This window comes from Methanomassiliicoccales archaeon (assembly GCA_013415695.1).
Lineage (GTDB): Archaea > Thermoplasmatota > Thermoplasmata > Methanomassiliicoccales > JAAEEP01 > JAAEEP01.
Map to the genome: position 1 here is coordinate 70,485 of JAAEEP010000011.1, position 21,245 is coordinate 91,729.

The following is a 21,245-nucleotide window of genomic DNA, read 5'->3' on the forward strand; positions in this document are numbered from 1 at the left end:
CAGAATGAAATCCATAATTTCCTTTAAGAGAATATTCTTTCATTCATTCTTCGCAAACCCGTCTGTTCTTCGGATGCTTGATCAATAGCACTGAAATAGAACATATCTAGGAAAAAATAATTAATGAAGGAAGATGGGGGCACTGGGATTTGAACCCAGATCAGCGGGTTTCCACCACGCAGGGAGCTACCCCGCGTGAATCAATCAGGTCAGTGCTCCAGTTACTCATCAACCGTCAGCAAACCCGATTCCATTCATCCCTAATTAACTGGAGCCCGCGAGGATGCCGTGTTACCCCATACCCCCATCAAATCATCGTCACCTCTTACGCATCTTCTGCTGTCTCTTACGGCGGCGCATCTTCTTCTTACGCCACTTCCAACGCTGCTTGCCTCGCTTCTTCCAGGCACGTGAGCTTCTCTTCATCTTGATTCCTCAATGATACAATGCGGTGAATATATAGTCGTTTATCAAACTTTTCATGGTTTGGCGGGCCCGTCGGGAATTTCGCTCTCCAAAGAGAGTTTCGAACCCGAGACGTCTGGCTCGCTTCCGTGCCAAGGCACGATAGAAGGCCAGCGCTATGTCCAGGCTAAGCCACGAGCCCGCTTGCCTGCCATGTTCCTTATCCAATTTAAATATATCCCATTTCAACCTAGCCCAGCAGCCCTGATATTGAGGTTCCCATGAACAATAGTACTGCTTCCAAGACAGCTAGCAAACCGCCAACTAACATTATGGGACGGAAGCTTACAACCGCCCCCGTGAATCTTACCGTCGTTTCAATTGCTTTCAGGATCAGGAATAGGACGATGAAGATCACGAAAACAATGATCAATATCACTGTTAGGCTTAGGAATTCCAGGGAGAAGGTCGTTGCCAGATGATTGAGCAATAGGCCGATCCCTCCTGCTATCAAGATGCTGATGATGAAGGCCCATTTGATCTTCTTGAAACCTCTGGAGAACAGTGAGAAGCCTAAAATACCGAGCACGATGACTGTTGAGATCGGAACATCACCGTATGCGATCTCGAGTATGGCGAGAGCTATCATGAATATGCCGACAAAGAACGCGAGTACGATGGCGACCTCGTCGAGGCGCGTTTTCTTGCTACTTCCCAAGATGGCAATGATGATGGCGAGCAACCCACCCGCGAGCAATGCTATCTCTGGCATAGGACTGGCGATCAGTTCCTCGATGGCCATGGGTCTGCATCGCGACTCTTCGTACTTAATCCTTGTTCGCCAATTCCATTCTAGCTACAGGAAAGAATTTTCTTGCTCCCACCTCCATAATAGATAGAGATAACATGGATGTTGAGAGGGCAATAGAGACCAGAAGGGCTAGGAGATCTCTGGATGGAGGTTCAATAGACTCCAATTCAATTGAGTCTCTGATGAAGGCGTTGAGGCTTTCGGCCTCATGCTTCAACAATCAGCCATGGAGGGTGCTGCTCGTGGATGAAGAGGAACCATTGGAAAAGGTGCGAGGAGCACTCAGCAGGGGAAACCTCTGGGCAACAAGGGCACCTTTGATCATGGTGATCACTGCCAATCCCGAGGATGATTGCAGACTGTCAGACAGAAGAAATTACTTCCTTTTTGACTGTGGCCTCGCAGTTGGCCAGATGCTACTTGCCGCCACTGAGATGGGCATTATTGCCCATCCTATTGCTGGATATAAACCAGAGATAATCAGGGAAGCGCTATCGATCCCGGATGAGTATGTAATCATCGCCCTAGTGATATGTGGATACCCAAGCGATGATACTTCCCTTCTCTCAGAGAAACAATTGATTTCAGAAGAGGTCAGACCTGAGAGAAAGCCATTTAGTGAGATCTTCTTTCACGGAGAATGGGAAAATCCACTGAGACTATGATGTGCATTCGACTAAACTCAAATGTCCAGAATCTTGCGGACATTCAAATGCATTAGCTTCTCCTTGACGTCTTCATTTGCCCAATTATTCTCAAGGACGAACTCCACCCATTGTTTCGTAGTATAGGAGAGCTCGAACACGGGCCAGTCGCTCCCGAAGAACACCTTATCGGGCGCTTTCTCGGCAACCTCTTTGAGCCTTTCCATTGCCATATCTGGCTGAGAGGGAAGCCAACCTTGCAAGGCCGAGCAGTCCGCGAAAGCGTTGTCATACCTTTCAAGAAGATCGTAAGATTCATCTCTCCACTTTCCGCCCAAGTGAGCAATCACAATCTTAAGCGATGGATGCCTTTCAAGGACAGTCTCATAAAACGCAGGATGGCAGTACTCTTCCTTCAACGGTCCCCAGGCAGCACCTGAATGTGTTATCACGACAAGTTCCATGTCCTCCATGGCGGTCCAGAAATCGTCAAGATTCTCGTCCTGAGGGTAGAAGCCGTTTGCAGGATAGACCTTCACCCCCTTTGCATCCCACTTTCTAACACATTCCTCCACGAACTCTATTGCCCTTGCCCCCCGGTTAGGGTCTATGCCCACAAACGGAATGAGTCTATCTGGGTGAATCTCAGATCGTTCGAATACCCATTGATTCATCTCCTCAAAATCGATCTTGGGTTTCTCCACAAGGCCATGATCAAGTGGGAGAATAATGGATTTATCAACTCCCGCCATATCCATACCCTTGATCAGCTCGTTGTCATCCGCTCTGAACTCGGGCCAGATGAATTCCTCCTCCACGCCCATGTCCATTATCGCCTCAAGTGCCTTGAGGGGAGCTAGATAGGCTTCGACGATTGAATCTGGCTGCATGTCCCTGATGTACATGTGAACGTGGGAATCGATGATCATGAGGACCATCCGGGGGAGGGAAGTGCGATTATTTATCCATTACGTGCTGACCTGCTCCTGAATGGATAGTAAATTTGGATGTTAGGAACGATTGTCCATGTTCAATCTCGTCAATGGGTAAAATGAAATCATTGAAGATACCTAATAAGTCTGGAGGAATCGCTTGGGAAAGAACCGGATCGGGAGAACCGAAGACTTCAAGGGCACGGGTATGAGGCGGATCGAGGTCGAAGGCCATACAATTCTCTTGATCCATATGGACAATGTATTCTACGCGATACAGGGGCTCTGCTCTCACAAGAAAGGAGATCTTTCAAAAGGCACTTTGGAGGGATTCATCGTTTGTTGTCCCGTACATGGCTCGGAATTCGACATCAGAACCGGGGAAGTCATGAAGAATGTCAAATTGCCCCTGATAGGAAAGGCGAAGAATCTCCAGGCATATGATGTCTCCTTGGAGAACGGAGATATCTATATCGAGTTTTAAGAAGGATCTCAGGAATTCGACCTGCGTGACTCAAACTCTTCTTCCGAATTCACTAGCCCATGATCCTGCGTTTTCTCATTCCATCTCGATATTTCCTGTAGAGGACCTCGGACATAGCTAATAGGAAACCACCTGAAACGAAGGACAGCATCGTCCATCTGATGTCGAAAAAGAACGCGGAGACTCCACCCCAGAATGAAATCCATGAATCCCTCATTCGCCCGCTTGTCGCTCACCCTAAAGAATCCCCATCCATAAGCCCTTTTTGAGAACGGCCAGAATGGCTGGAGATTCCATATGCACTATCTGTCTTAATCACATGGTAAGCATAGGTTGGTCTTTGTAGAAGCCTTCGCTATTAAGCCAAATGTTCAGTGGTGCGTTACACGGAATATATTACAATATGAGTGATCACGATCGGTCCTAGAAGCGATCGGATCGATTCAGTGTGCTGCAGCCGCTTTCATCTCAGTCTTGCCCTTCCTTCTGGTGAATAACTTACGGATCTCATCCAGAATGAACACGGTGCTGGTGGAGGCGATGATGGTTGCCCAATCTATCGGGCGAAGCTCCACCGTCCCAAGACCAACCTGCAGTATCGGGATGGTGGTAGCCAGATACAGCAGGCAGACGGACGCTCCCATGGCTACGAATAGGTATTTGTTGGTCCTGAACCCCAGAGTGAAGGCAGATCTGTCCCTGGACCTGCAATTGAGACCATTGAACACCTGGAACATCGCCATGGTGACGAAAGCGAAGGTTCGCGCCCTTTGAATATCACCATTCATAATCTCCCTGTCGAAGAAGAAGAGGGTGATCGCAGTCATCAGCACCCCCAGGATGATCACATTTCGGACCATGAGGCGATCGATTATCTTCTCCCGAGGGTCCCTGGGCGGCTGCTCCATGATGTCCGCCTCCTTGGCCTCCAGAACCAGTGTCTTGTCCAGTAATCCGTCGGTGACCAGATTGATCCATAAGATCATGATGGGGGTCAGTATAAGGGGATGATCGGGAAACAGAATCAGCGCACTGAGAATGGTAATGATCTCCGCCGTGTTGGTGGTGATCAGGTACTTGACGACCTTCCTGATGTTCTCGAATACCACCCGCCCCTCCTCCACGGCGTTCACGATGCTTGCGAAGTTATCATCGGTGAGTATCATGTCCGCCACCTCCTTCGTGACATCGGTGCCGGTGATCCCCATCGCGATCGCGATATTGGATGATTTCAGTGCGGGTGCGTCGTTCACACCATCGCCGGTCATGGCCACCACATGGCCTTTGGCCTTGAGAGCGTTGACAATTCTGTTCTTGTGCTCGGGTGAGACCCTGGCAAAGACTGTGGTTCTTTCAATAATATCGAGCTCATCGTCAGTGAGGGAATCGAGCTCTGCACCAGTGACCGCCTCGTCCCCTGGATCCAGAATGCCTATCTCCTTGGCAATCGCCTCTGCGGTATTCTTATGATCTCCGGTAGACATGATGACCCTGATGCCGGCCGTCCTGCAAAGCCTGACCGACTCCCGGGCCTCCCTCCTTGGAGGGTCAATCATTCCGATAAGGCCCAAGAATATCATGTCCCCCTTTCCTTCGTTGATTATGTCCTTGCAATCCTCCAGATCCTTTCTGTCGAGATCTCGATAGGCCACCCCCAGAACCCTCAAGGCGCTGGAGGCCATATCCTGCCCCTTCTCTATCACCTCCTCCTTCATGTCATCGCTGAAATCCTGGATCTGGCCGTTCAAGAGGATGGAAGAGCAAATATCCAGAATCGCCTCAGGGGCCCCCTTGGCAAAGGAGATTATCTCATCAGAGGATTGATGAAAGGTCACCATGAACCGCTTGGCTGGATTGAATGGAATCTCATCGATCCTGTGATAATCTTCCCTGATCTCATCCTGGTGCATGGAGGCCTTCTCGGCGGCCACGATCAAGGCACCCTCTGTTGGGTCCCCTATCACTTCCCATCTGATCTCACCCTCAACCTCATGCTGCCTGAGACGGGCATCGTTGCATAGAACGACCCCCCTGAGCAGCGTGATGAGGGCCGAGTTTCCCTCCACCTCGATCATCTTACCGTTCACCTGAAACGAGCCCTCTGAGGCGAAGCCAACCCCGGTAATCTCTATCTCCTTTCCGTCGGCGAGCACGCGCCTAGCGGTCATCTGATTGGTCGTGAGTGTGCCAGTCTTGTCACTGCATATCGCCGTCACCGAACCTAGGGTCTCCACCGCGTTGAGCCTTCTGATCAGGGCATTTCGACGAACCATTCTGTATGCCCCGATGGACAGGGCGATCGTCATGACCACCAGCAGCCCCTCAGGTATGGCGGAGACGGCAGCGGCAAGGGAGAATGCCAGTATCTCGAAGAATTCAAAGCCACGGAGGAGACCAATGGTGAGCGTCAAAACGCTTGCCAGAACGGCTAATGAACCCAGCTTGATGCTAAGGTCCTTGGTCCTTCTCTGAATGGGGGCTTCGCCCCTCTCGGACTCCCGGATGAGCCCTGCGATCATCCCAATCTCCGTTCTCATTCCAGTGGCGAAGACCACCGCCTTCCCTCTGCCCTGAGTGATGCTGCTGCCCGAGAAAATGATGTTCTTCCGCTCAGCCACCGGAGTGTCCTTGTCAAGTGGCTCTGTTGATTTCCTCACGGTGGTGGACTCACCTGTGAGGAATGCTTCGTCCACCTCCAGGTTCATGGCCTCAAGCAGGCGGCAATCCGCCTGGACCTTGTCCCCCGCCTCAATCAGGATGAGATCTCCCGGGACCAGATTGCTGGCCTTCATCCTGATCTCATGGCACTCCTGATGTGTATCTTCATCACATATCCTTATCACATCCACCTCTTGAGAAACCATGGATCTGAGTGACTCGACTGCCCTCTCCGCCTTGTACTCCTGTACGAAGCCCATGATGGCATTGAAGGCAATGATCACCGCTATGACGATAGTATCGATCGTCTTCCCGCCAAGGTATGACACTACCGCGGCCACGACCAGAACCAGGTTCAGAGGGTTCTTGAGCTGGGCCAGAAGTATGTCGATCTTGCGTACCCTATCCTTCTCTTCCAGCTCATTTGGACCGTATTCTTTCAGGCGTCTCTCTCTTTCCTTGTTAGTCAGGCCCAGCCTGCTTGTGCCCAGCTTATCTAGTGATTCTTCGACTGATCGATCATGCCACGTCAGCCCCTCTTCCAAATAAGCAACTCCATTTGAAACCGATAGCCGTCATCCGCTGATTCTCCGAAGGCGGTACAATCACAGATGAAGGCGATAAATATTTCATCCCTTGATATATAAAAATTATTCATTATCGCCAACCAGTGACCTGCATCAGAATTGATTCCCATCATATGAACCGCATTAATGAACCAGGGCCCATCTTTTCATACAACATATACATATTTATGTCGATCGCTATTTGGATCACACTCAAAATGCCGAGGGATAGAATGGTAGAGAGATGGATATGTGACTCCAGAGTGGCAGAGATAATGACCAGGGAGGTCATCTCTGTCAGCAAGGATCAGAGCATCAGGGAACTCGTAGATATGTTTGAGAAGTACGATTTCAACTCCTTCCCGGTCGAGGAGAACGGTAGGCTCATAGGCATAGTCACGAAGCTCAATCTTCTCAAGGCCTTCAGCCTAGGTCTTGAGTTCCGCAGAACCGCTTACTTGGACATGATCTACGCTGAGAATGTAGGGGACGTCATGAGGAAGGCGACAATATCACTTGAGGTCGATGACACAGTGAAGAGGGCGATTGAATACATGGTCGAGTTCAGTCTGCGGAGCCTTCCCGTGGTGGATAATGGCAAGCTAGTCGGGATGGTGTCAAGAAAGGACGTGGTGAGATGCCTGGAGATGGGTGACGAGGAGGGAGGATCTCGAATTCCTTGAGAAATAGTTACCTTTGACATCATTTCTCTGATGGCGATACCTCTACACACATCATAGCTCGAGACACTGACTCTTGTCTCAAGATGGGAACGAGATGAGGATTTGTGACCCAAGGCGGTGTCCTCGACTCAGGAGGGGAGGCTCTGATTAGATAAAAGGAAGACTCTCACCCTTCTCAACGATGCCCAATCGGTGATCAGACAGTATCCAGATATGAAGCTGACCGTTCGTAAGATATTCTACCGCCTTGTAGCCACTGGTAAGATGAAGAATGAACTCTCCTCATATAAAAGGCGGTTTCGCGTCCTGAGAGATGCGAGGTTGGATGGACAAGTATCTTTTACTGATATCGAGGATCGGGCTAGGAAGATCATCCGGGGGGATTATCTTGAGTCCAAGGGGATCAAGAAGGCGAAACCGTTGATCCCGAACCTCCATTACAAGGGAGAACCCAGGTTCTTCAGCTCCAACCATCTCAGAAAGCTGAAGAAGAACGTGTAGGAGATCTCGGGCATAGAATTCCGCACCAAGGATTTCAGGCCGACATTCGCCCAGAGGATTATTGATAGGGATCCCTCCCCCCTACCGGATGTTTCCTCGGTCTTGGGGCATACGAACATCGCCACAACGCAGAAGTATTACGCACGGATACGTCGCGGCACGGCCCTTCACAGGATCGAAACCGCCTGGATAGGTTTCCAGGCCGAAAAAAGCAAAAACAATTTTATTGAAATAGAAGAATTAATGTCTGGATGTTATGGAAGTGGACCGGGCGAGATTTGAACTCGCGGCCTCTACCATGCCAAGGTAGCGATCTTCCAGCTGATCTACCGGCCCTTGAGAACTGGGCAAAGGGGTTCCGATAATTAAACCTTACCATCCCCAGCCTTCGACTGGTCGTTACTTCAACCGATACAATGCATCGATTTTAGTAATCAATGTCGAGACGCTGCTGGAAGCGCATCTTCTCTCCAGGGATATTGGTGGGATACTCTCCAGTGAGACAAGCAAGACACAGATCGCTCTGGGGCTTTCCAAGCGCTTTCACCAGACCCTCGATGCTCGTGTAGCCGAGCGTGTCAGCGGTAATCTCTCGGGCGATCTCATCCACGCTCTTGTTGGTGGCGACGAACTGATCACGAGTCTTCATGTCCACACCATAGTAGCAGGGAGCCCTTATTGGCGGGCAGCCGATCCGGACATGGATCTCCTTCGCGCCTGCCCTCCGTACCATCTGGACAATCTTACGAAGCGTCGTACCCCTTACTATAGAGTCGTCTACCAGCACCACTCTCTTGCCCTTGACCGTGCTCTTGATGGGATTGAGCTTCAGGGCAACGCTCTCCTCCCTATCCGCTTGGTCAGGAAGTATGAAGGTCCGTTCAACGTACCGGTTCTTCATCAATCCCTCGTCGTACTTGATGCCGGACTCCTCTGAGTACCCGACAGCGTGACCTCTTCCAGAGTCGGGAACTGAAATGACCACGTCGGCTTCGGCGGGCTGTTCTCTCGCCAGCTGCCTTCCGACATTCTTCCTGGCCTGGAATACTTCTAGGCCGTCGATGGTGGAATCAGGGCGAGCGAAGTATACCCACTCGAACATGCAGGTCGCCGCATTTGCGGTGCCTGGTGACTTAGCTGAACTAAATCCCTCTGAGGTGATCTCTACGATCTCACCCGGTGCGACGTCCCGGATGAAATTGCCTTTGAGAATGTCGAAGGCTGAATCCTCCGATGCGATGCCATAGCCATCGGATAGCGAGCCGATCGCTAGGGGACGAAAGCCCATGGGATCCCTTACTCCAAACACCCGATTCTCTATCATGAGGGTGATTGAGTAGGCCCCATCCAGCTTGCGCATGGTGTTCTTGATGGCTTTGAAGGGTTCGCCAGCCTCCACGAGTTCGTTGGCTAGAATTCTTATGATGATCTCGGAGTCGGTATCCGTCAGGAACGCCCATCCATCTGCCTGCAGCTTCTTCCTGAGCTTTTCAGAATTGACTATGTCCCCATTATGAGCGATCGCCAACTCACCTGCGGAGGTAGTGACCACCATAGGCTGGCAATTCTGGACGGAGGAAGTTCCGGAAGTTGAGTACCGGACATGACCGATGCCCACATTTCCCTTGAGCATGGAGAACTCCCTACCGCACAGCACTTCGTGCACCAGTCCCATCCCTCTGATATACTTGATGCCTCCGTTGAAAACGGCGATGCCTGTGCTTTCCTGGCCACGGTGTTGGATGGCTCTTAAGCCTTTCTTTAGAAATAGATTGACGTCGGAGTTGAGTGCCATGGCAACAACCCCGCAACTGTGCTTGGGCCGGTCGTCCATCGCCCTCACCTCCATGACTAATGAGTCTTCGCCCAATTATAGGAGCGCATTTTCGCGGTCTTTCCGTAACCGCACGAGGCGCAGAAACCCTTCCTTAGATTGTACGAATGCTTCCCGCAGCGCCTGCAAGGAGCGTGGGTCTTCTTGCTAGCTCGCTTTCCCATCGAGGGGGTCCCTTTTCCCATGAATCACAACTCCTAAGGTGAAATGTAAATCACGTTGTCGCCTCTAACGATGGCGATGTCGAGCTTTCTGATTGGTTCGTTCCTGACGAACTCTTCGGCGTTTTTCAGGACAAGGTTCATATGAGGATCATATCCGTCAAGTATACCTCTATATTCCCTGCCCGCCTTGAGCTCAACGATCACATGTTTGGTAATCGCCTGGTTAAGAACCGAAAGAGGCTTCTGCATGCAATAAACACCGGTTGCCCGATTGACCGTACAGTATTTGAAGTTTGTTATTCCTGGACATTTTGGAGTCAGTAGAAAGCACCGATAGTGGGGGCACCCAGCCTATCCATATCGTAGTAGATCACCCCTTCCCTCATGAGATCCTCACCGATGATCCCGAAGACATTCCCTAGAAGTGTGGTCCTCCAAAGAAGGTCTAATGCTGTGGTGGAGAAGGCTCCGAGATAAGTGTTCGAAAGGTAGTCTTCGTACCCGTATAGGTCCTCAAGGTAACAGACGTACCCGAGGAAGCTGTCCCTGCGGTTCAGGGTCCGAAGGTAATCTCGCAATACAGATGTTCTTGTCAATTTGGAATCCACAATGCTGACGCTCATGGGATCTATTGAATCCATATAGTGGAGGTCGCCATCCCTGTCCATCACCTGCCAGTGGATCCCGTCCTCCCTCACGACGAAAATATGCCACTTTCCAGTGGGATCGCAGTATACAGGGGCTGAATAGGGTGAATCGGACTCCAAGGAGGCAAGCGCGCTCTCCATGACCGCTATCTCCAGGTCAAGTTTCTCATTATTCAACAGAGCCTTTGCATTGAGAGGTAGCTCAACCTCCCCTTCGTCTGCAGATGATTCAAGCATCCTGGCCAGGATTGATATTTCTAATCCCTTTCCGATCTCATTCTCGATAGTGTCTCTTATGTGAGTGATGTCTGTGACCACTCCAGCGATATCACAGTTTGTCCAGAACTCAGCATAGACATCTCCTGTCTGGGAAAGAAATTGCAGAAGCTGCTTCTCCCTGGTGGAAATCAGATCTCGGGCAATGGCGATCGCCTCTTCTCCTCTGTCCAACCAGACACCCCTGCATGAAAGGTCCAGCTCCACCTGCAATCTTTCCCCCAGATACAAGTGGAACGGATACTGGCGGCAGAATCTGGGCCTGTGGTCGTACACCTTACACCTTCCGCTCTCTAGGAATGTGCAAGGTCCACCAACCTCCTTGGTAGCTATGGTCAGGTGCTCGTATGGATCATCGATCCATACCAATCTTTCAGGATGATTCTTCCTGAAGAAAGGAGCCTCCTCGGCCATCACCTCGGGCTGGCATAGACAACACAGCTCACATCCGTCGATGCAATCGAATCTCCTTCCTTCCAGCTCGGACAGGTCCACCTCAAACTCCGACGACATTCCTGCCTACCCTCTCTCCCATGAATACTCCTTCATCGACCACCATTCTGCCCCTTACCATTACTGAATAGGGGAATATCGACTCCCACCCCTCATAAGGCGTCCAGCCACATCTACTGTGGAGCCTGTCGCCCTTGATGGTAGATACTATCCTTGGATCCACTACCATGAGATCAGCGTCCATGCCAACGTCGATATACCCCTTATTAAGATTGAAGAGAAGGGCGGGTCGGTAAGAGGCCATTCTGACCAGCATTGGAAGGTCAATAATGCCCTTTTTGACCAAGAGTAGCATGAGAGGGAGAGACGTCTCCACACCAGGTATTCCGGAAGGAGCGTAATCGAATTCGTCCTCCTTCTCGGCGAATGTATGGGGGGCATGATCCGAGGCCAGGATATCGAAACTCCCTTCCTTGAACGCCTCGAAGAGCTCCTTTCTGTTGGCTTCGCTCCTGAGAGGGGGATTCGCCTTACCCATTGCACCGAGGTCCTTCTTGCTGCTCAGCAGCAGGTGGTGAGGTGTCACCTCCTTTGTGAAAGGTAAATTTGAGAGTAGCTCCAGTCCCTGCTTGGAGGAAATGTGGCAGATGTTGATCTTCTCGTACTGCGAAAATGAGGACAATCTCTCGATGGCCGTGGTCTCTGCCTGATAAGGCCGATTCGAGGCGTGTCCTTCCAAATCCCAAGTCGGCTCATTTCTCAACCAGGCCTGGTCCTCAGCGTGGACCGAGAGCACGCTCCCGCTCTCCTTGATCGATTCCAGTACTTTCTTGATATCGTCATCTTCGGTGACGAGAAGATCGCCTGTCGTGGATCCCATGTATAGCTTGTATCCCACCACACCTTTGTCCAAACGGGTCGGATCCACCCCCGGAGTGCACCCCGCGAATATACCGAAGTCCACCCATGCCTTCCTTGACGCGATGTCCAGCTTGTCTTCCACCGCCCTAATGGTGGTGGTCGGGGGAATGGTGTTCGGCATGTCCATCACACATGTGATGCCCCCGAAGGCGGCCGCCTTGGTCCCTGATGAGAAATCCTCCTTCGCTGTGAGACCGGGTTCGCGCATGTGAACGTGGATATCCACACCGCCCGGAAGAATGAGCATGTCTTTGAAATCTAGATGCTCCTCCCACCTCATTATCTTCTTGATCTCGACGATCTTTCCGTCCTTCACGCCGATACAGCATTTCACCAACTGATCGCCTATTAGAACTCTGCCCTCCAAGGTCAGTTCCATCAGATCACTCCAGGGGTTTGCGGGAGACTCTACCCCTAGGTCGGTCCTCGGTGAATACCTCACCCTGGAACTTGAAAATCTTGGTCTGGGGATCAAGCCAGCAATCAGGGGTCAAACCGGCCTTCATGCAGGTATGACACAGGAAAGTCTCCTCGTCCCACTCCCATTCAACCGGGACCTGGGGGAGCAGTAATCCTTTAAAAGGCCCCCTCTCCACGATGAGACCATCCTTTCCGACAAAGATAGCAGCGGGAAGCTCCTTTCTATCTACCATTACTTCTTCGGGAGGCGTTAGAATGGTCACCTCCACCGTCACAGCTTCCACTTCATCTCCCCTGAGCGGCGGGAACCTTGGGTCGTGACAGGCACCCTGGGCCGCACGGATCAGCGCGCCTCCTAGGGTGTAGACAGGTTCTGGGTATCCAATGCACCCCCTTAGATCCCTATCTGGGTAGGTGCTTAGGGTGACGAAGACTCCCATCTTCACCCTAAATCCTTCTGGCATATCGAACTTTGATGGCTCATTATCTAGAGTCTCAGCCTCGACTGCCTTCCTGGCAATCATGACGGCCAGCTCTCCTTCGCTGTCATTCATGTCAGATGTCTCCCTCGAGAGACTATCCAGCAGCTTCGATTTAATCCTGTCGATTGTCTTTCTCCGGAGTTCCCATCATCGCATATGAATAAGTATTTCTAGTCTGGCCAACCTATGATTAATCATGGCCGAGATCGCTAGGGACATCTACGTGGATGAGGTAATGACCCGTTCACCAGTAATCGGCGATCCCGGGATGACAGCCCGAGAGGCCGCCCAACTCATGAAGAATAAGGAGGTGGGCAGCCTAGTGATCGTCGAGAATAACCAGCCAATGGGAATACTGACCGAGAAGGATCTCGTGGAGAAGGTGGTCTCAGAGAACCTCCTGCCTTCCAAGGTGATCGTTGAGAATATCATGTCAACCCCACTAGTTATCGCTTCCCCCGGAGACAGCGTGGTCGATGCTGCCGAGAGGATGGCGCATCTGAAGCTGAGGCGACTTCCTGTGGTTGACGAAGGTAGCTTGGTTGGCATACTCACCGAGAATGATATCCTTCGGATATCTCCATCATTGATCGAGATCACGAGAGAATGGGCGAGGATCAACTCGTCAGGTCTTGAGACTGAATCGGTTGGAATAAGTGTTGGATACTGCGAGATCTGCGGTAGCTACTCTGACATGCTGATGCATCTAGATGGAAGACTTCTCTGCTCCGACTGCCTCGAGATGGAGAAGTGATCCATCAATAGACACTTCTCAGGGCACCATATTCCAATTCATAATCAAGCTAGCCTAAGCTCCCTGAGTTTACTCTCTCCGGGTTTCCCATCATTGTCCCAACCCCGAGCATCCAGGTAGTCATCGAGCATTCGATGCATTTCCTTTTCGGTAATGATGGCACCCTTTGCCACGCCATCCTTGATCGGCTCTTCGGTCAGCCTCCTGGGGAGATAGAAATCCTCCCGTCTTACGCCCACGGAGTAGTTGAAAAGCTGCTTGAGGTTGTTGACCCTCTCGCCCACCTGAAGTATCTCTTCCTCGGACATCTCCTCGTCCAGTATCGCCCGGATGAATGGGATGTAACCTTCTATAAGGAAGAACCCTCGAGAGAACTTGCAGACTCCAAGTGAATCGTATACGGTCATGAAGTCCTCCATTGCCTTGACTTGCTCCCCCTTTCCTTCAGCGGCAAAGCGGTCGACGTTGTCCCATCTCCAGAATTTGCCAACGAGGTTGAGCGCGTAAACGCCTGACCTTAGGTGGCAAGCCCCTCTAGGAGATGTCATGAATCCTAGGCCCATACCCTTGATCCCTCGAACGTCATAGGCGGGTGGCTCCATTCCCTTCACATGCATCGCATATCTCTCCACATCGTTCCCGATCTCACTCGCGGCCCTCATGACGCCCTCGCCAAGAAGCTTCCCGAATCCTTCGCGCCTGCCAATCATCTCCGACATCTCGACAACTGCGTCTGGGTTTCCGAAACGACATTCCATTCCCAAGTCATCGGTGGACAGGATGCCACGCTCCACGAGCTCCATTGTGAAGCCTATGCAGACCCCTGCAGAGATCGTGTCTATGCCCAACAGGTCGCATACCTCGTTGGCCCTGGCAAGGGCCTCGATATCCGGGTTGGAGCACTCGCCCCCCAGTGAGTAAAGGGTCTCGTACTCGATCCCATCGAGTTTCGTGCCCGAGTACTTCCCTTCCTGGACGACGAACAGCTTGCCGCAGGCCTTTGTGCATCCGAAGCAACCTTTGCTTCTCAGGGTGTATCTTGGAGCCCAGTAGTACGGATCTATCTCCTTTCTGTCCTCGAAAACGCTCTCCTGCCAGTTCCTCGTGGGGAAGACCCCTCTCTCCTCATTCACCCAGTTTAGGAACTCACCAGTGCCGTACTTGGTGTCATCCATGAAGGCTCCGCTGTTCTCCATGGTGTTCTGAAGTTCTAGATCGAGCCTGATCAGTTCCTCTGGGTCAGCAATCGTAAGATCCTTTGTTCCCCTGACAGCGATTGCCTTCAGGTTCTTCGAGCCCATCACCGTTCCCAGACCAGCCCGTCCGCACTGTCGGTCTTCACAGTCTATGGTAGCGTATCTGACCAGCTTCTCGCCAGCAGGGCCAATGCAGGCCACCGAACTCACTCTCAGATCCCTTCGGATGGCCTCCTGAGCATCTCTAGTGACCATCCCCCAATATGGAGAGCCTCCCTTTATATCGATAACATCATCCCATACTCGAAGGACGCAAGGGAACTCAGACCTCCCCGTGATTACCAGAGCATCGTAGCCTGCCATCTTGAACTCGGCTCCTATGTTTCCGCCCATGACCGACTCCGCTATAGTGCCCGTGAGAGGCGAACGTGAAAGGAAGAGGCACTTCCCCCCAGTAGGAACTGGTAGACCTGTGAAAAGACCAGGCGCGAATACCAGCACATTCGAGGCATCCAACGGCTGGACAGAGGGATCCATATTATCCGTGAAGAGCTTCACGGCCAGTCCATCCCCGCCTAGATATTCCTTGACCAGATCTGGTGTTGTCTCCTCCGTTCTCATCTCCCCTGTGGTCAGGTCCACATACAGGATCTTGCCCCCAACCGCGTGCATCAGTCATCCCTCCAGGCGGTGAGCAGGGAGGCGTAGCTATCCTTATCCGCCTCCTCGAAGCGCAGAGCGCCACTTGGACAGAACTTCACGCACATTGGATCTCCGCCGCAGAGATCGCACTTGTGAGCCGTCTTGTCAATCCAGATCACGCCATATGGACAGGCCTTCTTGCAGTTCCCACAGGCAGTGCAGAGCCCTCCATCGATGGTGACAACGCCATCTACCACCGATATGGCATCCTCTGGGCAGGAATCGATGCAGCATCTGTCCCCACATGTGATGCATTGGGTGCACACCAAAGGAATGTCGTTCATTATATCGGGCTTCTGCACCCTCAGCCGGGCCTTCTTGGTGTTTACCGCCCCCTCGTGATACAGGGAGCAGATCATCTCGCAGAAGCGGCATCCGGTGCAATTCTCGGGATACGAGACCAAGACAGCAACCATGTTCAAACCTCAAGTATGGATGTTGACCGTGGAAGTATCCGGCGGACTGGTATTCCAATCTTTTGATTGGATATGATGGTGAAGAACGGAAATCGTAGAATTGAGAGTGTGATGAAACGCCACGCTTCGAAGCTGGGCATCAGTCGATCTCGATTTTCTTCAGCCCCTGACTCGCTTCCTTTCCCTCGACCACTTCCAGCCTGGAATCTATGATGCTCTTGGCCGTGAGGAGGAATTCCCTCCTCATTTGCTGGTAGTGGCGCTTGGTGTCCTCTGGGAATCGTGACTTGGGCATCATGACCTCGAACGCCAGCAGCAGCTCGCTGCCTGCCTTGATCAGGTGCTGTCTTGCCTCCTCGGAGAACACTACTTTCATCATCTCCTCCGCCTCTTTCCTCATAGCATCTTTTCGGGAAAATTCGGGAGCTTCCTCTTCTTTTTCCACCTTCTCCTTAGACCCCTCCACCTCAGTCATCTTCAACCTCCTTGGCGAACTTGATGAGAAGTCGGCCCTCATCGAACTCTGCCTTCAGTATCTCCCTCTTCACCAGTGTATATGGGAGAGAGACAGAACGCTTGTAGGAACCGACCTGTATCAATAATGCGTCTTCAGACCTATATAACTCTACTTCCTTCTTCATGGAGAATGGCAGCTTGAGAGAGAGTATAGCGTTCTCGCCGTCATCGTAGATGTCCATGGGCTTGTCTGTAGAATAGACCTGGGTTGGGTCCTCTTCTCCGAAAAGTCTCTCAGAAAGCCTCTCCAGCATGGGGATTCCCACGAGCTCCGTCTGGAACAACTCCGAAGTGAATATCTTGAGAGGATTGAAGCTTTCGTTGATCACTTCCATGTAGTGCTCCTGTTCCTTCAGTTTCTCCTTGAAGTACCCCTCGGTGTCCTCGGGAAGGAGCCTGTTGACAACGAGAGATTCCACCGTAAGGTTGTAGAGGCAGAGGTAGGTGTAGGCCCTCTTGGTCTCGTTGATCACCATCTTCTCGGGGTTGACCACAAGGCGAACAGAAGTGATCTCGGGTGAAGTGAGCACATGACGAACCACTTTCATCCTCTCCTTGAGGTGTTCCAGATCCTTCATGAACTCCTTAGTGGGAAGAGGGGTGTCCATGAACCTTCCTACGGTAACGCGGGCCAGGCGTACCATCCGCTGAAAGACCTTGTAGACCTTGTCAAAATACCAGTCCGAGACATCGGGGAAGCTGAGAAGTCTCAGGGTCTCGGCCGTCGGAGCGGTGTCCAGTACGATCACGTCGTACTCGTCAGAGCGGTAGAAGTCCCAGATGTAGAAGAGAGCTGACATCAGCTCCATCCCGGGCCATATGGCCATCTCCTTGGCGCTGATGTCGTCTAGGCCCTGCGCGACCAAGAAGTCCGTTATGTATTTCTCAATCTCCTTCCATCGATTCTCCAGTTCGAAAAGGACATCGACCTCGATGGCGTCCAGGTTCTCATCGATATTAACTATCTCGCTGGAGAGCTTGATATCCAATGAATCCGAAAGTGAATGGGCGGCATCTGTGCTCATGACAAGGGTCCTGTGTCCCAAACGGGCTGATTTAAGGGCGGTTGCAGCTGCAACCGAAGTCTTACCCACGCCACCCTTCCCGGTGTAAATGATGATCCTCACTGATTCACCGGGACACCAACAAAGCTGCAACTACTTTAATTGTACGGAATTAAAGAAAATTGATGGGGTTGAGGAGTGTGCCGGGGACGGGGTTCGAACCCGTGACCTTCGGATGTCCCTGGTGAGAATCTTTGATTCTATACCCTATGAGTCCGACGCTCCACCAGGCTGAGCCACCCCGGCATTGGTAGATCAGCTATCTTCCGTCTCCTCGGAAATGTCCACTTCCTCAGCCTCATCCGTGGATTCGGCTGATTCCTCCATCAATTCCTCAGGGGTCTCCTCGGAGATCTCCTCCTCGACGGCCTCGGTCTCCTCGGCTTCCTGCTCGGACTCGGCCTCAACCTCGATCTCCTCTATGATCGGGAGGGGCTCTCCCATCTCGAGGACCTCGGTCTTGCGGATCTCTACCCTCTTGATCGGAACGATTGTCTTGCAGGATCTGGCAATATTCTTGGCCAGATCCCCAGAAATGATGGACTTGACCAGATCAGAGATGGTCATCTCGGTAACGGCCTTATTGACCTCCTCGCCCATGATCGCGCGGATTGCCGATTCCTGAGAGGATTGAATCCTCTTCTCGGCCACGCTCATCGGCTTGATGCGGACCAGGTATCCATCCATGGTCCTCACATCTACCACATGATCGGTCTTGCTCCTCTTCCTCCGAGTGAGTCTTCTTACATAATCGCTGGTCAGATCATGACCTGTGAATACTGTATGGGCGTCAAAACCCCTGACGTCCTGGATTCGGAATTGTATCTTAACATGCATCTTGGAGAAGTCACCAGTCAGATCATGAACTGTGGCCTCAGCAGTGCGACCCATAAGGTTGGTCGGTTCGGCGCTAGGCGTTTCCCCTAGAAGCACTTGGTTGAACATGGAAGGAGCATAGACTTTGTACCATTCCTTTGCCTTCCACTTGTCCTTGACCTTTCTGGATGCAGTCTTACCTTTCTTTGCCATCAATAGCCTCCGTCTAGGCAGAATCGGAAATGTGTATCTATATTAATATGTTTGCCATGGACCAACTGACCCTCCAGCATCCTGGAACGGTATTAGATGAAAAATGTTAAAGGTGGGTGCCTCGCACCCTTTGGTTCATTGGCCTATGGCCCGAAGCATGGCAGCCCTAGCATCCTCTGAGAGGAATGCTTGCTGGGTCTCGAGGCGGACTTCCAGATCCTTTATGCTCTCCAGCTTGTCCATGAACGCCGTGATATGGCTCTCGGTGTTCCGGACCACTAGTATAGCCACCTGCTCCTTGCCCGTGAGCACTCGGTCCTCCAAATTGGCCTGGAAGTACACGAAGCCTCTGAGCTCCGGGGGCACGGCATCGACACCGAAGATGCCCACCAGGTCTACGGGGTGCATCCAGCGGACCTCAGAGGTTCACAGGGACGACGTGGGCAGAGAGCCCCAGGTCCTCCTTGGGGAGGCCAATGGCGATGCCGTAGAGCTGAGCCAGGTGAATGACCGGAATGTCGTACCCAGAGAGATCCTTCTGACCTCTGTCGAACTGAAGGTGGCAGAACGGACAGACATCAAGGATGAAGTCGGCGCCGACAGCCTTGATGTTCTTGAGCTTCTCCTCGGTCATCATGAGAGCCACGTTCGCATTACCTGAGCGAACGCCGCCGCCCGCACCGCAGCACATCTGCTTGTCCTTGTAGTTGACACTGGTTGCTCCGGTAGCCTCCACGAGATCATCCAGGATGTGTGGTCTCTCGGGGTCATCAAGTTTCTTGATGTTGCTGGGCTTGGCAAAGTGGCAGCCGTAGTGGACGGCGATCTTGAAGTCGACAGGATTGGTAACCTTTGTCCTGATCTCTTCCACTCCGATGTCGTTGTAGAACATCTCTGCGAAGTGGCGCACCTTGACACCACCATTGTACTGCAGACCGATCTCCTTGAGGATCTTGTTGACGTCCTTGAGAAGGGCTTCGTCCTCCTTTAGCTCGTGGTTCGCATCGAACAATGAACCGTAGCAGCCGTTGCAGATGGTCAATATGTCCACGCCCTGCTTCTCGGCAAGGGCCAGGTTCCTAGCGGCCGCAGCCAACCAGGTGGCCTTATCGAAGGACTTGATGACACCGGGCGCAGGGCAGCAGCCAGCACCCTGGAGATCCACTAGGTCAACTCCCAAGGCCTGGCAAACCTCACGGGTGGCCTTCTCGATGCCGGGGTATCTGAGTGGAGCAATGCATCCAAGGAAGAATCCATACTTGTCCGCCATCTCAGTTCCCTCCTACCAGCTTGTCGAAGCCGACCTTCTTGATTATTGTCTGGAAATCCTCCAGCGCTTTGGGGTCGGATAGGACTGTGGGTGGCTTCTCGGGAAGACCCATGGACGCCCTGAGCTTCGCGTATTCGTCAGTCAGGGGGACGGTATGCCCATTCTTGATCAGAGAGTTGGAAACTTTCTTGTGATCGTCCAACATGTGACCTTCCTCGGAAGCGATGTTCCTGAGGGCAATGATGATGTCGACTATCTCCACACCTCTTGGGCACCTCTCGGTGCAGGTGTAACAGGTCGTGCACATCCACAGGTCATCGGAGTCCATGATGTCCTCCTTCAGACCTAGTTGCGCCTTCCTGATCAACTGCCTAGTCTTGAACACGGTGTTCCTTCCAGAGGGGCAGCTTGCGGTGCAGGTGCCGCACTGGAAGCAGAGGTTCAGCGTCTCGCCGCCCCTCTCGATGACTTGGTTAGCGAATTCTGGATTGGGTACCTTTGCACACATGTAAATCGCACCAGAAAGGTTAGCTTGATGTAGATATATAAAACAACCTGGAAAATGGGCTTAGTTTTACCTATTTTGGTAAATCTTCAAAGTCTCTTCCGTCGCATCTCGTTGATGAGTCTCTCGACCTCCCGGGACTCATCCGAGTACATGGCAATGATCTTGTGCATTAGGAGCTGGGGGTGGGTGAATGTCTTGAGCTCAAGGCCTTTCTTGGCGGCGTAACTCTGGTTCAGGAAGAATGAAACCTTGGGGCGGAGGAGCAGGGGAAGGGACCTTACCGTCCCCAAGATCTCGTACTCCTTCCCGACACTTTCCAGATGGAGAAAGCCAATGCGCTGTGCCCCGTAACGAAAGCGCATGTACTTTTCGCCCCGTTTGATGTGAAGAAGGTAGTCTTCCGCAATCTCTTCCCATTTGGCGTCCTCGAACTCGAAGGCATAAATAGGGTCATCCAGTATGACCACGTCCATCAATCCTGCCCTGAAGTCCTTGATATTTCTTTCATCATCTGAAATGATCAGATCATAAGGACCCATGGCATCGATCTTTGAGAGTACATTTAGAAGAAGATCCTCGGTTATTATTGAACATCCAACCCTCACGGATTCTCCTGAACGGGCTCTCCCTTTGAGCGCCATGAACTCTCTGACCACGGCCCTTCCTTCTCGAGTCAGCCTCGTCCCCCTTTTCGAAGTAATGGTAAGAGGGGCCCCTGCTTTTTCCTCAAGCTGTGTCAGGTAGCGGTGAAGAACGGGGGTGGCAATTCCCAACCTCCTCGCGGCACGGTTCTGGCTTCCCTCCTCGTAGACGGCTACCAGAACCTCAAGCTGTCTGGTGGTTATCTTCTTACCACCTATCATCAAGGAGACAGAGGGCTCAATCTGCACACACTGGCATCTCCCTATC

Annotated in this window: 24 protein-coding genes and 4 tRNA genes; 5 read left to right on the plus strand and 23 right to left on the minus strand. The window is 52.0% G+C overall.

Annotated features, from left to right (window positions below):
- Nucleotides 1-134: 134 nt before the first annotated feature.
- The 3 genes from GKC03_06725 to GKC03_06735 all read right to left on the minus strand — a co-directional run bounded on the left by GKC03_06725 (nucleotide 135) and on the right by GKC03_06735 (nucleotide 1,207).
- Nucleotides 135-306, minus strand: a tRNA-Trp gene (locus GKC03_06725).
- 181 nt (nucleotides 307-487) lie between these two features.
- A tRNA-Arg gene (locus tag GKC03_06730) sits at nucleotides 488-607 on the minus strand.
- 48 nt (nucleotides 608-655) lie between these two features.
- Entirely contained in the window at nucleotides 656-1,207 is a 552-nt protein-coding gene (locus GKC03_06735; GenBank protein ID NYT12228.1) for a hypothetical protein, read from the minus strand.
- Between the two features lie 104 nt (nucleotides 1,208-1,311).
- Between GKC03_06735 and GKC03_06740 the strand changes: the two genes are divergently transcribed.
- Nucleotides 1,312-1,881, plus strand: coding sequence for a nitroreductase (locus tag GKC03_06740; protein NYT12229.1), 570 nt, complete (start codon nucleotides 1,312-1,314; stop codon nucleotides 1,879-1,881).
- Between the two features lie 17 nt (nucleotides 1,882-1,898).
- Here GKC03_06740 and GKC03_06745 read toward each other — a convergent pair whose 3' ends face one another.
- Nucleotides 1,899-2,798: an amidohydrolase gene (locus tag GKC03_06745; GenBank protein ID NYT12230.1), complete on the minus strand. Its 900-nt coding sequence runs from the start codon at nucleotides 2,796-2,798 to the stop codon at nucleotides 1,899-1,901.
- Between the two features lie 202 nt (nucleotides 2,799-3,000).
- Between GKC03_06745 and GKC03_06750 the strand changes: the two genes are divergently transcribed.
- A complete protein-coding gene (locus GKC03_06750; GenBank protein NYT12231.1) occupies nucleotides 3,001-3,276 on the plus strand; it encodes a Rieske 2Fe-2S domain-containing protein in 276 nt (91 codons plus the stop codon).
- 52 nt (nucleotides 3,277-3,328) lie between these two features.
- On the opposite strand, the gene GKC03_06755 is transcribed toward GKC03_06750, so the two are convergent.
- Together GKC03_06755 and GKC03_06760 are read right to left on the minus strand one after the other, a co-directional pair.
- Nucleotides 3,329-3,493 (minus strand): hypothetical protein, encoded by a 165-nt coding sequence (locus GKC03_06755; GenBank protein ID NYT12232.1) that lies wholly within the window; start codon nucleotides 3,491-3,493, stop codon nucleotides 3,329-3,331.
- Between the two features lie 226 nt (nucleotides 3,494-3,719).
- Nucleotides 3,720-6,479 carry an HAD-IC family P-type ATPase gene (locus GKC03_06760; protein ID NYT12233.1) on the minus strand — a complete coding sequence of 920 codons (2,760 nt, stop codon included), beginning with the start codon at nucleotides 6,477-6,479 and terminating at the stop codon, nucleotides 3,720-3,722.
- 254 nt (nucleotides 6,480-6,733) lie between these two features.
- Here GKC03_06760 and GKC03_06765 point away from each other — a divergent pair, with 254 nt between their 5' ends.
- Together GKC03_06765 and GKC03_06770 are read left to right on the plus strand one after the other, a co-directional pair.
- Nucleotides 6,734-7,183 (plus strand): CBS domain-containing protein, encoded by a 450-nt coding sequence (locus GKC03_06765; protein NYT12234.1) that lies wholly within the window; start codon nucleotides 6,734-6,736, stop codon nucleotides 7,181-7,183.
- A 192-nt stretch (nucleotides 7,184-7,375) separates the two neighbouring features.
- A complete protein-coding gene (locus GKC03_06770) occupies nucleotides 7,376-7,684 on the plus strand; it encodes a hypothetical protein (protein NYT12235.1) in 309 nt (102 codons plus the stop codon).
- Between the two features lie 263 nt (nucleotides 7,685-7,947).
- On the opposite strand, the gene GKC03_06775 is transcribed toward GKC03_06770, so the two are convergent.
- The 7 genes from GKC03_06775 to GKC03_06805 all read right to left on the minus strand — a co-directional run bounded on the left by GKC03_06775 (nucleotide 7,948) and on the right by GKC03_06805 (nucleotide 12,953).
- A tRNA-Ala gene (locus tag GKC03_06775) sits at nucleotides 7,948-8,020 on the minus strand.
- 91 nt (nucleotides 8,021-8,111) lie between these two features.
- The gene (gene purF, locus GKC03_06780; protein ID NYT12236.1) at nucleotides 8,112-9,518 is read right to left on the minus strand and encodes an amidophosphoribosyltransferase; all 1,407 of its coding nucleotides are present in this window, start codon (nucleotides 9,516-9,518) and stop codon (nucleotides 8,112-8,114) included.
- Nucleotides 9,519-9,535: 17 nt separating this feature from the next.
- The gene (locus tag GKC03_06785; protein NYT12237.1) at nucleotides 9,536-9,703 is read right to left on the minus strand and encodes a 50S ribosomal protein L37e; all 168 of its coding nucleotides are present in this window, start codon (nucleotides 9,701-9,703) and stop codon (nucleotides 9,536-9,538) included.
- Nucleotides 9,704-9,715: 12 nt separating this feature from the next.
- Entirely contained in the window at nucleotides 9,716-9,931 is a 216-nt protein-coding gene (locus GKC03_06790; protein ID NYT12238.1) for a small nuclear ribonucleoprotein, read from the minus strand.
- 68 nt (nucleotides 9,932-9,999) lie between these two features.
- On the minus strand, nucleotides 10,000-11,118 hold the full coding sequence (locus GKC03_06795; protein ID NYT12239.1) for a YkgJ family cysteine cluster protein: 1,119 nt from the start codon (nucleotides 11,116-11,118) through the stop codon (nucleotides 10,000-10,002).
- Complete coding sequence (locus GKC03_06800; protein NYT12240.1) at nucleotides 11,102-12,358, minus strand: amidohydrolase family protein; 1,257 nt, start codon at nucleotides 12,356-12,358, stop codon at nucleotides 11,102-11,104. The genes GKC03_06795 and GKC03_06800 overlap by 17 nt, the downstream gene beginning before the upstream one ends.
- 4 nt (nucleotides 12,359-12,362) lie before the next feature.
- A complete protein-coding gene (locus GKC03_06805) occupies nucleotides 12,363-12,953 on the minus strand; it encodes a TIGR00296 family protein (GenBank protein ID NYT12241.1) in 591 nt (196 codons plus the stop codon).
- A gap of 124 nt (nucleotides 12,954-13,077) precedes the next feature.
- Here GKC03_06805 and GKC03_06810 point away from each other — a divergent pair, with 124 nt between their 5' ends.
- Nucleotides 13,078-13,635: a CBS domain-containing protein gene (locus tag GKC03_06810; GenBank protein NYT12242.1), complete on the plus strand. Its 558-nt coding sequence runs from the start codon at nucleotides 13,078-13,080 to the stop codon at nucleotides 13,633-13,635.
- A 44-nt stretch (nucleotides 13,636-13,679) separates the two neighbouring features.
- Here GKC03_06810 and GKC03_06815 read toward each other — a convergent pair whose 3' ends face one another.
- The 10 genes from GKC03_06815 to GKC03_06860 all read right to left on the minus strand — a co-directional run bounded on the left by GKC03_06815 (nucleotide 13,680) and on the right by GKC03_06860 (nucleotide 21,226).
- Nucleotides 13,680-15,503 carry an aldehyde ferredoxin oxidoreductase family protein gene (locus tag GKC03_06815; GenBank protein NYT12243.1) on the minus strand — a complete coding sequence of 608 codons (1,824 nt, stop codon included), beginning with the start codon at nucleotides 15,501-15,503 and terminating at the stop codon, nucleotides 13,680-13,682.
- Nucleotides 15,503-15,949, minus strand: a complete 447-nt coding sequence (locus GKC03_06820; protein NYT12244.1) for a 4Fe-4S dicluster domain-containing protein — start codon at nucleotides 15,947-15,949, stop codon at nucleotides 15,503-15,505. The genes GKC03_06815 and GKC03_06820 overlap by 1 nt, the downstream gene beginning before the upstream one ends.
- A gap of 139 nt (nucleotides 15,950-16,088) precedes the next feature.
- Nucleotides 16,089-16,424: a hypothetical protein gene (locus GKC03_06825; protein ID NYT12245.1), complete on the minus strand. Its 336-nt coding sequence runs from the start codon at nucleotides 16,422-16,424 to the stop codon at nucleotides 16,089-16,091.
- Nucleotides 16,417-17,592 (minus strand): TRC40/GET3/ArsA family transport-energizing ATPase, encoded by a 1,176-nt coding sequence (locus tag GKC03_06830; protein NYT12246.1) that lies wholly within the window; start codon nucleotides 17,590-17,592, stop codon nucleotides 16,417-16,419. Before GKC03_06830 ends, GKC03_06825 begins: the two co-directional genes overlap by 8 nt.
- Nucleotides 17,593-17,670: 78 nt before the next feature.
- Nucleotides 17,671-17,775: transfer RNA gene (locus tag GKC03_06835), tRNA-Met, on the minus strand.
- Nucleotides 17,776-17,784: 9 nt separating this feature from the next.
- On the minus strand, nucleotides 17,785-18,561 hold the full coding sequence (locus GKC03_06840; GenBank protein ID NYT12247.1) for a 30S ribosomal protein S3ae: 777 nt from the start codon (nucleotides 18,559-18,561) through the stop codon (nucleotides 17,785-17,787).
- A 132-nt stretch (nucleotides 18,562-18,693) separates the two neighbouring features.
- Entirely contained in the window at nucleotides 18,694-18,966 is a 273-nt protein-coding gene (locus GKC03_06845; protein ID NYT12248.1) for a DUF749 domain-containing protein, read from the minus strand.
- 10 nt (nucleotides 18,967-18,976) lie between these two features.
- Nucleotides 18,977-19,828 carry a CoB--CoM heterodisulfide reductase subunit B gene (hdrB, locus tag GKC03_06850; GenBank protein ID NYT12249.1) on the minus strand — a complete coding sequence of 284 codons (852 nt, stop codon included), beginning with the start codon at nucleotides 19,826-19,828 and terminating at the stop codon, nucleotides 18,977-18,979.
- A 1-nt stretch (nucleotide 19,829) separates the two neighbouring features.
- Complete coding sequence (gene hdrC / locus GKC03_06855; protein ID NYT12250.1) at nucleotides 19,830-20,336, minus strand: CoB--CoM heterodisulfide reductase subunit C; 507 nt, start codon at nucleotides 20,334-20,336, stop codon at nucleotides 19,830-19,832.
- Between the two features lie 86 nt (nucleotides 20,337-20,422).
- Entirely contained in the window at nucleotides 20,423-21,226 is an 804-nt protein-coding gene (locus GKC03_06860) for a LysR family transcriptional regulator (GenBank protein ID NYT12251.1), read from the minus strand.
- Between the last annotated feature and the right edge of the window lie 19 nt (nucleotides 21,227-21,245).